Origin of the sequence: Phyllobacterium sp. TAF24 (assembly GCF_052113785.1) — a bacterium.
GTDB lineage: Bacteria > Pseudomonadota > Alphaproteobacteria > Rhizobiales > Rhizobiaceae > Phyllobacterium.
On sequence record NZ_JBFRDN010000012.1, the window covers coordinates 123,437 to 138,698 of the forward strand.

At 53.4% G+C, this 15,262-nt stretch carries 15 protein-coding genes; 4 read left to right on the plus strand and 11 right to left on the minus strand.

The annotated features are described in order from the left end of the window. Nucleotides 1-41: 41 nt before the first annotated feature. The 7 genes from sfnG to AB4Y96_RS12885 form a co-directional block, all read right to left on the minus strand. Nucleotides 42-1,145, minus strand: coding sequence for a dimethylsulfone monooxygenase SfnG (sfnG, locus tag AB4Y96_RS12855; protein WP_441917797.1), 1,104 nt, complete (start codon nucleotides 1,143-1,145; stop codon nucleotides 42-44). 27 nt (nucleotides 1,146-1,172) lie between these two features. After that, complete coding sequence (msuE, locus tag AB4Y96_RS12860; protein ID WP_441917820.1) at nucleotides 1,173-1,748, minus strand: FMN reductase; 576 nt, start codon at nucleotides 1,746-1,748, stop codon at nucleotides 1,173-1,175. 421 nt (nucleotides 1,749-2,169) lie between these two features. Continuing rightward, nucleotides 2,170-3,408 carry a cupin domain-containing protein gene (locus tag AB4Y96_RS12865; RefSeq protein ID WP_441917799.1) on the minus strand — a complete coding sequence of 413 codons (1,239 nt, stop codon included), beginning with the start codon at nucleotides 3,406-3,408 and terminating at the stop codon, nucleotides 2,170-2,172. 595 nt (nucleotides 3,409-4,003) lie between these two features. Beyond that, nucleotides 4,004-4,840, minus strand: coding sequence for an efflux RND transporter periplasmic adaptor subunit (locus AB4Y96_RS12870; RefSeq protein ID WP_441917800.1), 837 nt, complete (start codon nucleotides 4,838-4,840; stop codon nucleotides 4,004-4,006). 94 nt (nucleotides 4,841-4,934) lie between these two features. Then, nucleotides 4,935-5,639, minus strand: coding sequence for an ABC transporter ATP-binding protein (locus AB4Y96_RS12875; protein ID WP_441917802.1), 705 nt, complete (start codon nucleotides 5,637-5,639; stop codon nucleotides 4,935-4,937). Between the two features lie 5 nt (nucleotides 5,640-5,644). Next, entirely contained in the window at nucleotides 5,645-6,778 is a 1,134-nt protein-coding gene (locus AB4Y96_RS12880) for an ABC transporter permease (protein WP_441917804.1), read from the minus strand. A gap of 4 nt (nucleotides 6,779-6,782) precedes the next feature. Continuing rightward, the gene (locus AB4Y96_RS12885) at nucleotides 6,783-8,228 is read right to left on the minus strand and encodes an efflux transporter outer membrane subunit (RefSeq protein ID WP_175540695.1); all 1,446 of its coding nucleotides are present in this window, start codon (nucleotides 8,226-8,228) and stop codon (nucleotides 6,783-6,785) included. Between the two features lie 508 nt (nucleotides 8,229-8,736). Here AB4Y96_RS12885 and AB4Y96_RS12890 point away from each other — a divergent pair. From AB4Y96_RS12890 to AB4Y96_RS12905, 4 genes are read left to right on the plus strand one after another with little or no spacing between them, the layout of a single operon-like run. After that, nucleotides 8,737-9,702 carry an ABC transporter substrate-binding protein gene (locus AB4Y96_RS12890; protein ID WP_441917807.1) on the plus strand — a complete coding sequence of 322 codons (966 nt, stop codon included), beginning with the start codon at nucleotides 8,737-8,739 and terminating at the stop codon, nucleotides 9,700-9,702. A 52-nt stretch (nucleotides 9,703-9,754) separates the two neighbouring features. Next, nucleotides 9,755-10,732, plus strand: coding sequence for a FecCD family ABC transporter permease (locus AB4Y96_RS12895; RefSeq protein WP_441917808.1), 978 nt, complete (start codon nucleotides 9,755-9,757; stop codon nucleotides 10,730-10,732). An 8-nt stretch (nucleotides 10,733-10,740) separates the two neighbouring features. Continuing rightward, nucleotides 10,741-11,769 (plus strand): FecCD family ABC transporter permease, encoded by a 1,029-nt coding sequence (locus tag AB4Y96_RS12900; RefSeq protein ID WP_441917821.1) that lies wholly within the window; start codon nucleotides 10,741-10,743, stop codon nucleotides 11,767-11,769. A gap of 8 nt (nucleotides 11,770-11,777) precedes the next feature. Then, nucleotides 11,778-12,560 carry an ABC transporter ATP-binding protein gene (locus tag AB4Y96_RS12905; protein ID WP_441917823.1) on the plus strand — a complete coding sequence of 261 codons (783 nt, stop codon included), beginning with the start codon at nucleotides 11,778-11,780 and terminating at the stop codon, nucleotides 12,558-12,560. 1 nt (nucleotide 12,561) lies between these two features. Here the strand turns inward: AB4Y96_RS12905 and AB4Y96_RS12910 are convergent, their stop codons facing one another. The 4 genes from AB4Y96_RS12910 to AB4Y96_RS12925 form a co-directional block, all read right to left on the minus strand. After that, nucleotides 12,562-13,230, minus strand: a complete 669-nt coding sequence (locus AB4Y96_RS12910; protein WP_441917810.1) for a class I SAM-dependent methyltransferase — start codon at nucleotides 13,228-13,230, stop codon at nucleotides 12,562-12,564. A gap of 399 nt (nucleotides 13,231-13,629) precedes the next feature. Next, on the minus strand, nucleotides 13,630-13,929 hold the full coding sequence (locus tag AB4Y96_RS12915; RefSeq protein ID WP_441917812.1) for a hypothetical protein: 300 nt from the start codon (nucleotides 13,927-13,929) through the stop codon (nucleotides 13,630-13,632). Nucleotides 13,930-14,050: 121 nt separating this feature from the next. Beyond that, entirely contained in the window at nucleotides 14,051-14,821 is a 771-nt protein-coding gene (locus tag AB4Y96_RS12920) for a COG4705 family protein (protein WP_441917813.1), read from the minus strand. A gap of 28 nt (nucleotides 14,822-14,849) precedes the next feature. Then, the gene (locus AB4Y96_RS12925) at nucleotides 14,850-15,113 is read right to left on the minus strand and encodes a hypothetical protein (protein ID WP_091884315.1); all 264 of its coding nucleotides are present in this window, start codon (nucleotides 15,111-15,113) and stop codon (nucleotides 14,850-14,852) included. Nucleotides 15,114-15,262 lie beyond the last annotated feature (149 nt).

Below are 15,262 nucleotides of genomic sequence, written 5' to 3' on the forward strand. Positions count from 1 at the left end.
GTTTCAGGTCCGTTAGAGACCAACCAAGTGTTGGGGTTCTGCTACTCGGCTGCTACAGCTGTAGCCAGTTTTTCTTCTTCCAGTTCACGCACCAGTGGAATGACGTGCTTGCCAAAGAACTCCACTTCCTCCTGAAAATGCAGGAAGCCAAGCAGGATGAGATCCGCACCGGCTTCCTTCAACGCAACGATGCGCTCGGCAATCTGCACCGGTGTTCCGATAAGATTGCTGCGGAACCCATCATTATATTGAACAAGATCCTCCAATGACGATTTAGCCCAGTTGCCTTCGCCTTCCGGGGAAGCTTTGCCTGCATTTTTCACCTGATCGGCAAAGCCCTGCACAGCTTCTGGATTGGCCTTGGCGATGATCTCATCAAGCACGGCGCGCGCCTCATCTTCCGTCTCGCGCGCAATGGCAAAAGCATTCACGCCAATCTTGACGGAACGGCCATTGGCAGCTGCTTTCGCGCGGATATCATCCACCTGTTTCCGGATCTCCTCCGGCGTGTTGCCGTTGGTGAAGTACCAGTCGGAAACCCTCGCTGCCATATCGCGCGCGGCGCGGGATGAACCGCCCTGAAAGATTTCAGGCTGCGGATCAACCGGCTTTGGTTTCATCGTGTAGTCGTTAAACCGGTAGAAATCGCCTTTGAATGTAAAATTGTCTTCGGTCCAGATACCGCGTAGTGCCCGAATGAATTCTTCGGATCGGCGATAGCGTTCATCATGATCTAGCCAATGTTCACCGATAGCGGCAAACTCACCGCGAAACCAACCGCTGACGACGTTCACCGCAACACGCCCATTGGTCAGATGACTGATGGTGGCGATCTGCTTAGCCGCCAACGCAGGATTCCATGGTCCGGGCAACAGTGCAGCGATCACTTTCAGTTTCGTCGTTGCAGCGAGAAGCGCATGGCTGAACGATACGGATTCGTGTTGATTATCCGCGCCATAACCCGCCGTGAAACGGATTTGGCTCAATGCATAGTCAAAACCATTTGCTTCGGCGATCTGTGCAAGTTTGCGATTATAGTCGATATCCCAGCCCGTTCGTTGCTCGATACTGCTGATTACAAGGCCGCCCGAAACGTTGGGCACCCAATAGGCAAATTTGACAGATTCTGTTGTTTTCAATGACATAGATTCATAGCTCCAATGTAATTGTGCCTATACGGTTTCGGCGTGCTGGCTCGTTTGAAGACTGCGCGCCCCGGCGTCCGCATTCGGGAAGAGTTGGATGAGTTCGGCCACGGCGCGATCAATGCGATCGGTCACAGCCACGCCTGTCAGCGCATGTCCGGTAAAATCACTCTCGGTCGCGTAAATTGCAGTTGGAATAGTCAGGGCGTTGAAGAACCCAAAGAGTGGTCGCAGCTGATGCTCGGTCATCAGGCCGTGCAGAGGCGTGCCACCGGTAGCTGCAAGTATGACCCTTTTTCCAGTCAATGCGCGAAAGTCGACAAGATCGAACAGATGCTTCAGGGCACCCGTGTAGGATGCTCTGTAGACTGGGGAGCCCACAACGAGAATATCGGCCGTTTCCACCGCATCGATGATTGCCTTGCCCGCTTCATCCAGCTGATCGGCTCGCAACGCACGAAACAGGATCGGCGCAGCATCCACCAGTTCAATGACACGTCCTGCCACAGAGAAGTGCTGTTCGACTGCATCAACAATTGAGCGGACAACTGACGCGGTACGCGATGGCTGTTTGACATTACCTGACAAACCAAGAACTTTTATGCTTCCCACTCGACAATTTCCTCTCAATCGCTAGCCATCAAGACTAAGAGGATCAGCCGTCTTCCGTAAAAGAAACTCATTCCAAAATCACTATCGGCAACGAAACTGCTGGTGCGTTTATCGGCAAGCAAAGAGCCAAATGTAGTGGAGCGGTAGTCAAATGAGGCGGTGAAGCCGTCCGAACGGTGTCAAATACAATAATGCGCGTAGTTACTGAGCCACAACGCATGCGGCAAGCCACTTGGCAGGACAGGCGCTGTAGGCGCGCGAAAAGTGCCAGCTATTTTTGGCCTCGATGCGACCGTTCTATCGTAATTATTTGACGGTTTGATTATTATCCGGGTCCGTTGCACCACAGCAATGCTGATTATGCGTCATGATTTCTCCCGCCTTGATTAGGCGGGAGAAACCAGCTGGCCTCTTATTTGGGCAAGAACTCCGGATGATCGGCCGGAAAGCGAGCAATCACATCTGCATCCAGTTTCAATGTCTGCTGCACCATTTCAGAAGGAACGTGTGTCAGCCAACTGGTAAGGGTGACTTCGGCAAAGCGATCTGACTTGAAGATCGTGAGCACCACCAGATCGTCGTCTCCCGTGTTGACAATATAATGACCAAGGCTCTTTTTGATGTACCAGATATCACCGGGATTAAAGTCGTTTGTGGTGGCCTTCGGCCCCGTATCAAAGACCGTGACCCGTGCTTTGCCCTTGATGACAAGCGCCCATTCATCGGCATTCGGGTGCCAGTGCATTTCGCGCAAGGCACCGGGATGAATGGTCTCGAGAGCAGCGGCAATATTCTTGGATATCGGAAAATTGCGGCTGTCGGCGATCTGCGCCACTCCAGAACGGCCAGATGGAATAGGCGGTGATTTCGATAGTTTATATGTAACCTTTTCTGTGCCCGATGTTACGCGCGCCGATTTTTTGTCCTCATCCAGACTGGGAGGAATATCCCCCTGGAAAATCCACAAATTGTCGAGAGGGATATTTTTGAAAGCATCCGCAGGAACCCCGAAATTCTGGGCCAGAACCTCAGGCGGTGTATGTGCAATCCAATCCGTCACAAGCAAAGTGTTGAATTCAGATGACAGACCATTGTCGAAGATAAGAAGAAATTCTGCGCCATCAGGTCCGAGGCCCTGCAGGGAATGAGGCAAGCCCGGAGGGAAATACCAAAGGTCACCTTCTTCTACGTCTTCAACTGACGATCGTCCTTGCTCATCAAGCGTGGTAATGCGGCATTTTCCAGAGAGCATGATGGCCCATTCCGCCTGTTGATGCCAGTGCATTTCCCGGATGCCGCCAGCACTCAACCGCATGTTCACGCTGGATATTGTTTCTGAAATCGCAAAATCTTCCTGAGTAATCTGCCGCGCCCAACCACCATCCTGATAGCGCTTGTGCATGATATTGAATGACGACCAGAACTGGGGCATGCCATTGATATCGGTCGCTGGCGGATTTTGAGAGCTGGGAAATTGTGAGGCAAGGTCCGGGCTTGCTGGCCCAGGATCGCTCGTGCTTGAGAGGCTGCGGGCGTTTATTTTGCCTTCGGGCGGGCGGTCAGGATTACCAAAACTCGCCGCCTGAGCTACGGATGCAAGCCCAAAATAGCCCATCAATGAAATAAACCCACGACGTCTAATCGGTTCCATGGATTGGTCCTCCGGTTATGTTATCAAATGGTCAAGTTCCGAAGTGCCGGATCAGCTAAGTCCCGCAACTTTGGGATCGTTTCCAGCTTGAGTGATGATGGTGACACCACAACTGTGCGCATATGAATGCGGCTGCTATTTCGTAGCATGAGGACAGGGCAGCAGACACCATACGTAGGTATTAGTTGGGTTATACAAGGGTGGACAGGCGGGTTCTGACGTAAGGTTTTGACTGTTCCAAAACAGTATTCCGCCGCACCGAAAATTGGATAGGACAGGTCGCCCTCATCTCGATATAGACGCCATATGCTCCCACTTTAAGCAGTATCATATTGACACCATGATATATTACGATGCGCCAACTTGGCACTGAACACCGGTTGCCCGTGCATCACCGCATGAGGACTTCCACCCACAGGTCTAATCAATTCGGGTGGTGGTGGGGGTAGGACGCTCTACTGCGACTTGTGCTGGCTCTGGCTCAGTATCATTGCATCGACCATAGGCTTAGCCGGACACGACGAACGACGAGAAGCGCCCCTATCCGGCTTGAAACCGCAATGAATATCTGGCGAGGCTGGCTATTGCAGCATTATCACGGCTTAAAGCGCACAACGACCCGTTGTCCGATCAGCATATGTACTTTGGGCGGAATGCTGATGATGCAATCGGCCGTGCGCACATCCACACGTTCGCCAGGTGTGTCTCGAGATTTGACTTGCGCAAGAACGTGGCCAATGCGGATAACCCGTCCCTTGACCAGAACGCCATCACCGCTTTCCGCAACGACATCGACGTCCATGCCCGGTTTGATCAACTTGACAAATTGCTCCTGGATTTCGGCACGGACGATGCGTGGTGTTTCCGGCAGAAGCATAAAAAGCTCGGTCAGATTCTGAGCGGACACAACCTCGCCAACTTTGGTCGAGCGATGCACAATGCGTGCGTCAATCGGAGCCCGAACCGTTCGCATGTCTATTTCAAGACGGCTGTTTTCCATTCGGCTTTCTGCAGCGGCCAAGGCCGCTTCAGCAATCGCTATTTCACCTTTGGTAGTTGCCAGCAGCGCTTCAGCCTCATCCAGTGTTTGCGTGGAAACGGCCTTTCCGGCGGCCGCTCGCCGGAGCCTGTCAACTTGACGTGTCTGCGCCTGCAACTTCGTCTTCAACAGGCTTAGCTGGCCTTGCGCCTGACGTACTTCCGCTTCTGCTGTATGGAGCGCTATAACTTCGTGGCGGCTATCGATCACAGCAAGAATATCGCCCTGCTTGACCTTCTGACCCTCGGCGACAACCACCTCCTGGATCATACCGTCACGCTGGGCCGATAGTCGCAAAAGACCGCCCTCAACGTCAACGACGCCGCGCGCCGCAGCAATAATTCCTGGCTTCGCCGCAATCTCCACTTCATTGGCTTCTGTCGCATCGGACATAAGCCAGATACCCCATCCCACGCATCCAGCCGTCGCCAGCGCGATTGCACATCGGACGAATAAGCGTCTGTGCATGATCATGATCACTGTTTCCTTAGGCTACGGTTATGTGACGAGGGCGGGTGTCTTCGAGTATCCGGCCATCTTCCATGTGCAATACACGTTCCGCATGAGCGATAAGACGTGGATCGTGCGAGACACAAAGAACGGTTGCATTGGTATCTTTTGCTATGGTGTGCAGAATCTCGATGACAGATTGCCCATTGACGCTATCGAGTGCGCTTGTCGGTTCATCGGCAAACAATATTGCGGGATTCTTGACGATAGCGCGCGCTATGGCCACACGTTGCTTTTCACCACCCGAAAGTTCGGTGGGATGCAGGTGCTGCCTGTGTGAAAGACCGACGCGGGCAAGTGCCTGTTCTGATCGTTCGACCGCCTCATCCTGTGGGACCTTGAGATAATCCAACGGCACCTGCACCTGTTCAAGCGCGGTCAGGGCCGGGAACAGGTTGAACCCCTGAAAAACAAAGCCGCAATGATTGAGGCGAAACGCGTCACGCTCGTCATCACTTGCGCCTACCAGATCAGTTGCGAGTGTGTTTATGGAGCCGGTGTCTGGTGAGGTGAGACCGCTCAGCGCCGCAAGCAATGTGCTTTTGCCGCATCCAGAAGGGCCGATGATTAGGGTAAGTTCGCGCGGGGAAATGTCGATTGATACGTCCTGCAACGCAATCGTGCGTATCTGTTTGACCACAAAAGATTTGCTGATCCCGCTGGCGGAAATGGTGGGCTGCATCGCGTTCACCGTAGCAACGTTGCCGGATCGGCATGGTGCAGGCGCCGAAGTGCCAGCAATCCCGCCGCAAACGCCACGAGCAATACGACAATGGACGCCGCTAGCATGACGCTGGTGCGAAGCTCGAACGGAACCCGGTACATGTTGGCAATGGTTGCCGCAATGATGCTGAATGTAGCGCCGAGCAGCAGCCCAAGCACGCCGACCCAGGCGGCCTGCTCGATAACGATGACACGGAGCGATTTGAACGACACGCCGAGCGCGCGCAAAGTTGCATATTGCGGAATGGAACCTGCAACCGCCGCCATCAGCGTCTGACTGGTAACGAGTGTTCCAACGAGCATGGCAATTGCTGTTGCAAAGATGAAGGCAATACCGGCTCCGGATTCGAGAAGCCAGTAGCGTATGGACATTCCCGCAAGATCCTGTGCCGACCAGACGTAAAAGCGTTTGCTGCCTGCCTGCTGGTTGAGACGATTAAGTATGGCGTCACCCGGCGCAAACTTGTTCACGTTATAGAGGAAATAGGTCACGTTATCCGAGGTGCTAAGGGCGGTATCGAGCGTACGCGCCGTGTCAATTGACGTGATCACATTTACGCCGCCCAGACCTCTCAACCCATCGATGATACCGACAACCCGTACACGCCGGCCGTTTATTTCGGCCGAGCCGCCAACGTCGATGGCGAGTTTGCTCTTGTCCGTAGCATCAATAAGAACCGTGCCGGGCTCCAGCAAAAGGTTGCGCATCATTGCGGGAACGATCCGCCCCAGTGCTAGGCCGTTTGCCTTCGTATCGATGCCGACAATGGTGACGCCTGTTCCACCCCCGCGTGCGCCTCGCCAGTCGCCCGAGCCTAGCAAAAACGGTTCGATATTTGAGATGTTCTGCTCAATATAAAGACTGGTGGCCGTATCGGCTCCAATGGGGCGGCCAAGATCAACGCTTTGCGTGCCGGGAAAGCCGACCCAATACTCAGCCTTTGACTGGGTTACATAAAGCGCGTTCGAACCAATGATTCCCAGAAGCAAAGCGCCCTGAACAATCATAAGAACGCCGGAAAAGCCCACAGCGACAATAGCCGGGAGGAAGCGGCGCCATTCATGTATCAATGTCTTGCGGGCGATTGAGACAGCCATCGGCTTACTTCTTTCTCTGGCGCACAGCTTCGGCTCCGGGGGTAGCCGTTGCCAGCGGCGACGCGCCACCAATCGCCTTATAAAAGGCAATGAGGGCCAGTGCTTCGGCTTCCCGTGCTTCCGCCAGCTGTCTGCGCTGACCAAGCACCCTGATCGCACTCGCCGTCTGCTTGGATTGATCGCTCAGACCCGCCCGTTCCAGTACAGCGCTTTCAGATTGAATTTTCCTGACGGATGACAATGTTTCCCTGAACTGGCGGACATTGGTATGCCCAGCCGACCAAGCCCGAAGCGCCGAAGAGGCCTCTTCGTAACTGGTCAGTACGGTCTGCTTATACGCCGCTGCCGCTTCCTCATATTGTGCCTGACGGGCTGCAACAACGGCGCGGCGGCGTCCCTGATCGAAAAGCGGGACCTGAATCGATGGACCACCCATAACACCAAACAATGAACCATGGGACGGACCGCCGATACCGATCATGCCTCCAAGGCGAAGTTTTGGGTAAAGATCGGCTTGTGCTATCCCGATTTCCGCTGCCGCCCGGACAGTCGCCAGTTCGGCACGCCGGATATCCGGGCGGGCACGCAGAAGGTCGGCAGGTCGGCCGATTGCCGGATCAAGTTTGGCGACCGGCTGCGACTTTGGCTGGCGCAATGATGCATCAATGCTCGACGTGCCGAGCAGTGTTGCGATCTGCTGGAGCGTCGCGTCAATTTGCGCCTGAAGACGGGTCTCCTCGGCCCTGGCATCGCCAAGACTGATCCTGGCTTCTTCCGCATCCGAGGCGGTGGCAAGGCCAGAGCGATATTTAACAGTGGCAAGTTGCCCATCGCGACCAAGCAGCGTCAAAGATGCCTTTGCGATAGCGACACGCTCCTGCAGCGCGCGCAGGCGGACATAAGAACTGGCAATTTCCGCAGCAACGGCGATGCGGGCGGCTTCGACGTCTTCGGCAATCATATCGGCAGAGGCATTTGCGGCACGCTGGGTATTTTCACGCAAACCAAACAGACCAAGCTCCCACCCAGCCTCCACATTGAGCTGCATGGGGCGGCGCATAAGCTCGTCCGACTTGGTTGAGCCGGTGCCGGCATTGGCTGTTCCGGAAATATCGGCGGTTGGCATGAACAGAGTATTTGAGGTACGCACCATCGACCGGGCCGCAATGAGTTGCTGTTTTGCCTGAGCTATTGTCAGGTTCTGTTCAAGCGAACGCGTAACGAGCCCGCTGAGAACTGAGTCTCCAAAGACGCGCCACCAGAGCCGGGTATCGCGCTGCGTATTAGCAGGCAGTTTTGCTATTGATGCATAGGCTTTTGGTAGGTCCGGTGCAGATACTGCCAAGCCCGATACGCCGCTTTGACAAGCAGCGAGGCTGGCTGCGATGGCAACAACCGGAATGATCTTCAACCACGTACGGTGGAAGATGTGAAAGACACAACGGACCAATATCAATTTTCTAGCACGTATCTTTGCTGGAAACGCCTGCCATTCCAGACATAACCATCGCGCCAAGCGTTAAAAGAACGATTGCGCTCCCCTATCAGATATAACGTACCCATACTTAAGTCTTACCCATTATATTCAGCTCTCTCCTATTGCACGCGAAGATTGCAGGAACGTGATATGATGGGCGGTTGGATGCGATGTCGTCGTGAGACTGTTCGGGCTAGGTTGCGGACTTGGCTTAACGCTATGCTCCGACTTGGTCTCGATCCCCACAATACAATAATATTCAAACTTCCAGTCGAAGAAGCGTCTGAAGAATATCACCAGCGGCATTTACCAAGGACAGTCCAGCACGCGATGCTGTAGGGCTACGGTGCCCAATTTCATCATTCAGACTCAGTTGACGCACCGCAGCCTCGGCATTCGCGGCGCGCTGATAATATGATTGAATTAATCATGATTTATGGCTAAAGCGATATACAATTACACCCGTTCAAAAGGATGAGTCATGTTTGGTATGGGCCACAAGTCGCTCTGCACCCTCGGCCTGCTTGGTATTCTGGCTATAGCATCAGCGTCATCGGACAAGGCAAGAGCACTGTCCATTGTTGATGACAGGGGAACGACGGTCGAAGTTCCGACCAACCCGAAACGCATAGCCTCTATTTCCTATTTCGCCACTGACGTTGCATTCGCACTTGGCATCAAGCCAGTAGCAACGACCTACATGGCGGCCGGACGCAATCCGGATTTTCTTTTGGGGCTGACGAAAGAGATCAAACAGATCGGGCAGCGTGCCAAGCCCAATCTGGAACTTCTGTCGGAAGCAAAACCTGACATCATCATCGCCATGCGCCGCTATACGATCGGCAATGCCGAGCAGCTGCAGAAGATTGCCCCGTATGTTGCCTACAATATGGAGCTTTTGAGCGAAAGCGATCGCGAAATTTCCCAGTTAGCAAAAGTACTTGGCAAGCCAGAGCGCGGCGAGGAACTGAATGCTACTTTCCGGCAGCACCTTGCCGAATACAGCGCCAAAGCCCCAAAGGATGTGCATCCTCGTTTTCAGATCATGTGGGCGGGAGATACGCCTTGGTCCTTCCATACCGAGAACACCACAGCATCAATCGTTGCGGCGCTCGGTGGTGACAACATAGCGGGGTCCATGCGCCCGGGCGGACCGTTTGGAGTGGAATTGAGCCTTGAGACCATGCTTGAAAAAGACCCGGAGGTCATCTTTGTTTATGATTCCGGTCCGGACCGCCCGCACGAAAACAACCCGATCTGGCAGCAGCTTACAGCCGTAAAGAATGGGCGTGTTTTCTATGTTGGCGATCATTGGGTGGAAGCCAATGGTCCGATAGCCCGCGAAATCGTTCTGCGCGAAGCAGCCCACTATCTCTATCCCGAGACTTTCCCGAAGATAGACGTGAAGGCCGAAGCCGCAAAATTGATACCCGCAGACCTCCACTAGCGATATCCCTGTGGTACAGCGACAAGCAGCGTCTGTCAGGCGGTCCATCACGATGACCATGTTCGTTTTGGCAGCAACGCTGCTGGTTGTGGTCGTTGGTTTGCTTATCGGCACCAAACAGCTTGGCCTGCCTAAAGTCCTGTCGGTTCTGTTAGCGCCAGATGGCAAGATCGATTCCATCCTGGTCTGGACGCTGCGCCTGCCCCGCAGCCTTGCTGCGGCAGTAGGCGGGGCTGGGCTGGCGATTTCTGGCTATCTCCTGCAGGCGTTGACCCGCAATCCGTTGGCTGGCCCAGATATTACCGGTGTTGCTTCCGGCGCTGTTGCACCCATTGTTTGCTGTTTTGTTTTCTTCCCCTGGATATCATCGGTGTATTATCCCTTTGTCGGACTGGCCGGTGGTCTGGCTGCAGCTTCCGTCACTCTCTGGGTATCGCGTGGGGGTCAGGGACGACCGCTGCATCTTGCTCTTGGCGGCATTAGTATCTCTCTCCTTCTTGGCGCTATAACAACCTATGTACTGCTGTTGAGCGGCCCGCAAACGCCCTCTTTACTCTTCTGGCTATCCGGTGGCTTTCAGGGAAGATCATGGCCGCACCTGCTTTATATGACACCTTGGGTGCTTGTTGGTCTGGGCGGAGCCTTGGCGTGTCAGCGTGTGATCGGCATGCTGGCTCTCAGCGAACATGCATCCATTGGCATGGGTCTGAATATGAATTTCTGGAAACCGCTGCTATTGTTGCTCGCCGTCCTGCCCGTAGCAGGCGTCGCACCTGTTGCCGGGCCTGTTGCCTTCGTTGGTCTTGTCTCTCCTCACATCACTCGTCTGCTCAAGCCGCAAAACACGGGCTGGTCGATTGCTTTGACCGCGGCCATTGGCGCCCTGATGGTTGTTACCGCTGATTTGATCGCCCGCAGCGTCGCTTTACCCCGTGAGCTTCCGGTTGGCATCATCACAGCACTGCTGGGTGGCCCCTTCTTTGTCTACCTTGTCCAGACGCAAAGCTTCTCATTGAAAGGCGGTCAATGACGATGAGCATTTCTATGCCCACTGGCCGCCCTTCCCTTTTTGGATCGTTGACGGTTCTGTCAGTTTTTATAGTCGGGGCATTTCTGGCAGCAGTGTTCCTTGGCGTTGCCGACATCCCAGCGGCGGACGTAGCAGCCGTCCTCACCGGGAATGGCTCCTCTGAGGCACGATCGATCATTCTCGATATCCGATTGCCACGCATTGTCACAGGAATCCTCGCCGGCATTCATTTTGCGGTGGCCGGTTTATTGCTGCAGACCATTACCCGAAATCCACTTGCTGATCCGTCAATCATGGGGATTTCACAGGGTGCAACGCTGGCGGTCACGGTCTTCCTTCTGTTCACCGTTTATATTTTCGATCCCGGCTCCAACACGCTCGCTGCATTGCCCCTCGCTTGGCTTCCCGCAATCGGCACATTGGGCGGCATTGCGGCGGGTGGTCTCATTTATCTTCTTGCCTTTCGGCTTGATCTGGGGCCGCTTAGAATTACCCTGTGCGGCATTGCAATCGGTGCAGTATTGCATGCGGCGGCGATTGGATTGATTGCCGGTTGGGGCTCAGCGCGTATTGAAATTCTACTGGAATGGCTTTCCGGTAGCCTTTATGCGCGAAGCTGGACTCATGTCCTGATCCTTTTGCCCTTCACAGTCGTCGGGCTTGCGGCGCTTCCAGCCCTGCAGCGATCTATTGATCTTTTGCGTTTCGACCCCACAGTCGCAAGATCCTTCGGTCTGGCGTATCGCAGACAGTTTTCGATCGTTCTGTTCTTGTCCTGTGGGCTTGCGGCAAGTGCTGTCGGCGCTGTTGGGCCCATTATCTTTGTCGGTCTTGTCGTTCCTCATTTGGCACGATTTCTGGCAAGGCGGCACTTTTCCCTTGTATTGCCGCTCACCATCGCTCTTGGCGCCTTCATTGTGACCCTAGGCGACCTGCTTGGACGGCTGCTGGGTCAGGCTGAGGAAATCCCTATCGGGGTGATCACTGCGATATTCGGCGTTCCCGTGTTGATCGCTCTGCTTCGTAAAATACCTTGAGGATCATGATGCCCCTTTCCTGCTCCCAATTGTCAGTTTTCTATGGGCGTCGCAAAGCCCTGAACAGCTTCAATCTTGACCTGAAAGCCGGGGAAATACGGGCTCTCATTGGCCCCAATGGTTCAGGTAAAAGCACTGCATTGCAGGCACTGGCTGGCCTGATTGCACCACATGAAGGGCACGTGGAAATCAACGGCAAGCCTGCCAAGGTGATATCACGGCGCAATTTGGCCAAACAGTTGGCGTTCTTACCGCAACAGCCATCCGCGCCTGACGAAATGACCGTTGAACAGCTCGTCCGTCAGGGTCGCTATCCGCATGTCGGCCTGTTTCGCAGTTACAATGATCATGATGAACGGGCGATAGAATGGGCGCTGGAGAGTACTGGGTTGGCTGGTCTGGCGGACAGAAGCTTGCTCGAATTATCCGGAGGCGAACGACAACGTGCCTGGATATCGGCTGCGCTTGCGCAAGAAGCACAAATCCTGTTGCTGGATGAACCTACCTCGTTTCTGGATATAGGTTTTCAGGTGGAAGTGCTCAATCTGGTTCATCGTCTCAGCCGCGAGAGAGGCGTGACAATTGTCATGGCCATCCATGACATCAATCAGGCCATTTCGATCAGTGATCGTGTTTCACTGCTGGAAAAAGGGCAACTGCTATTCGATGGCGATCCCGACACGCTCGCTGAAACCGGACTGATAGAGAAAGTGTTTCGCGTAACCGGCAATTTTGTCCGCATTACGCCTGGCAGCCGCCCGCACTTCGATATTGAGCTTACCCGATCATAAGTTATGATTTAACGAGCCTGAACACAATCTTGGTCTGCGTATAATAGGTGAGCGCATCGGCAAAATCTGGCATCCAGCCATCCGCAACAAACGGAATGAACCCGTCAAATTCGAGTTTACGCGCCGACACCTCAAAACCTGCGGCTTCAAACACCCGGGCATAATCGGTAATGGAGCGATCCTGCACCACCGTGTTTGTCTTTGCTGCAACAAGGTCGCGCCATTTTGGCCACAATGGATTATCCGTGTGGCAACCGGTTACTGCATAATACACGCCACCGGTCTTCAGACTCCGCCATATGTCACGCGCATGCATTTCAATATCAGCGATGAGATAAATCACCTCGTGGCTGATAGCGAGATCAAACTGGCTGTCCCAACCCTCAACGTGGGCGGCAACCTGGTACTGAATGGGAAGATTGCCCTTGAGTATATTTGCTTTGGCAATCGATTGCTCGGCGATATCCACTCCGAGCGCCTTGCGGAATGGCCGGAACGCATAAAGATGACGTAGCAGTCCGCCCTGATTGCAACCAAAATCCAGTACTGCTTTCCCCGAAAGATCCCGTTCGGGTAAAAGGTCGATCAAATGCCGCCAGATCGGTGCATGCCCATCAGCCATCGCATCCTCAGCATCCGGATCGATATACCAAGTACTGATATTTGACATGCCGTTATGCATGGAAATCTCCAATCGTTAATAGCCAATGCTCGTACTCTTTCCGCACAACGAACAAAAGCCTTGCATTGATCAATCACCAACGGATTTTTATGAGATCGTCATTGATTCAAATAAGGGGCGACGACAAAAGCTGTGCCAATTTCGCAGATGCCAGCATCTGATAAAGACTGGAGAGGTTCGGTCCGACGTCTTTGGCCATGTCTGATTAAAGAGGCGTATGGTTTGGAACAGTTCTGCTGTGCCCCAACTCACGATGAAGAAGCTATGGAGAATACTCAAATCGGGGCCAGTCTTAGGCTGAGTTTTTAGTATCGATCGACTTATGACATTTCTCCAAGTTGGCTCATCCGTTCGAACCCTTGAAAAACACCGTTCCATAGGCGTCTGTTAGATTTCTCGTACAAGAGCAATCCTGCTCATAAAACCGATCCGTTTGACTATGATTGCGAAGATGAGCCCGCACGCAACCACACCGAGCACCAGAACGACCGGAATCTGGACGCCGAGGAAGTAATCGGAGATCGCGAACAGCCCAAACAATGCCAGGAGTGTTATAAACACAGATCGTTCAGCGGACAGACCAAAACGGTAGACACTCACGATGGCGGCAACACCGATCAGGCATGCCGCCGCTCCCGCAGCAAAAGGCAACAACATAGTGCATATTGGGTCGATTTGAACATCCATGAAAGTCTCAACTCCTCTTCAGCAATACCGGCTTCAACACTGGTAATTGATTTTCATTGCAGTGAAATTGCGATTGCTGCTTCGACCTGAATTTCCTGTCAGCGCAAGATATGTTCCCTCATCACGTACCAGACTTGACGATCGTTTGGATCTCGTTGCGAGTTGAGAAGGTCATATAGACAACGATTGCAACGATGCATGCGAGGAACAGAAGGCTTGTGATTACTGTTCCAATGCCCAGGCCGCCATATTCCATCGGCTGCGAAAGAAAGTCGCCCAAAGATGCGCCGAGAGGACGCGTGAATATGTAAGCCAGCCAAAAAGCCAAAACTGCATTAAGGTGAAAGATGTAATAGGCTGCCGCAATCGCGGCGATGATTGCCCCAAAAATCAAACCGGTAGCAATGAAGCCCAAGCCGAAGGCCTCTGCCACCAAATCACCGGCAGCGGTGCCCAATGCAAAGGTAAACAGTATCGCAAGCCAGTAGAATGTTTCTCTTCGCGCATTAAAAATCGAATGAATGGAGAGCGTTTTTTCACTGCGATACCAAATTACGAATGTTGCAATCAACGCAACACTGAAAACTGCCGTCGTAACCTCAAGGGGCACATGGAAATTATCCACGAGATTGTCAGTAACAAGCGTACCGACAATACTGATCAAGACAACGGTAGTCCAATACACCCAAGGAACATACTTTCCTTGTCGAAACTGCGCGACCAGAGCCACAATCAAAAGGGCACTCATGATTAGCGAAGTCACTGTCAGGCCAAGACCAAGATTGACGGCTAGATAATCCGCAGCCGTTTCCCCCATGGTCACGGCCAACAACTTGATCACCCAAAAATCTGCTGTGACTTCAGGGACGCGATTTAGTTCAGCGCGGTTCATTGCCACAATTCCTTTTTCAGAGATCGGGTTATTTGCCCATGAGTTTCAGAGCCTGAGCAAAGAATTCATCTGCCCGTTTGTCGTCGTCAGCGGTGCATCTTTCAACGCCTTTTGCCTCAAGCTCGGCGACTTTCGTTTTCTCTGCATCTGTGAGGGTTGCTGCCGTTTTGGCGGCGCGCACTTCCTTGAGCATGTCTTCACAAGGCACTGAACTGCTCGCAGCAAAACCGTCCAAAGTTGCGAAGCATGTTGAAAGGGTAAGGAGAGATAGAACGAGAGCAAATTTCTTCATGACAATAGTCTCCAGAGCTATGACCGACTGGAAAACAGGTCGGCAATCAAATGAGGACAGATCGTTTTCACCATCTGCAATCTGGGTTGTATGTGTCGTTCAATACGGGAGCCTTTCCGGAACAATACAATTTGGTAAGGACAGGTTCC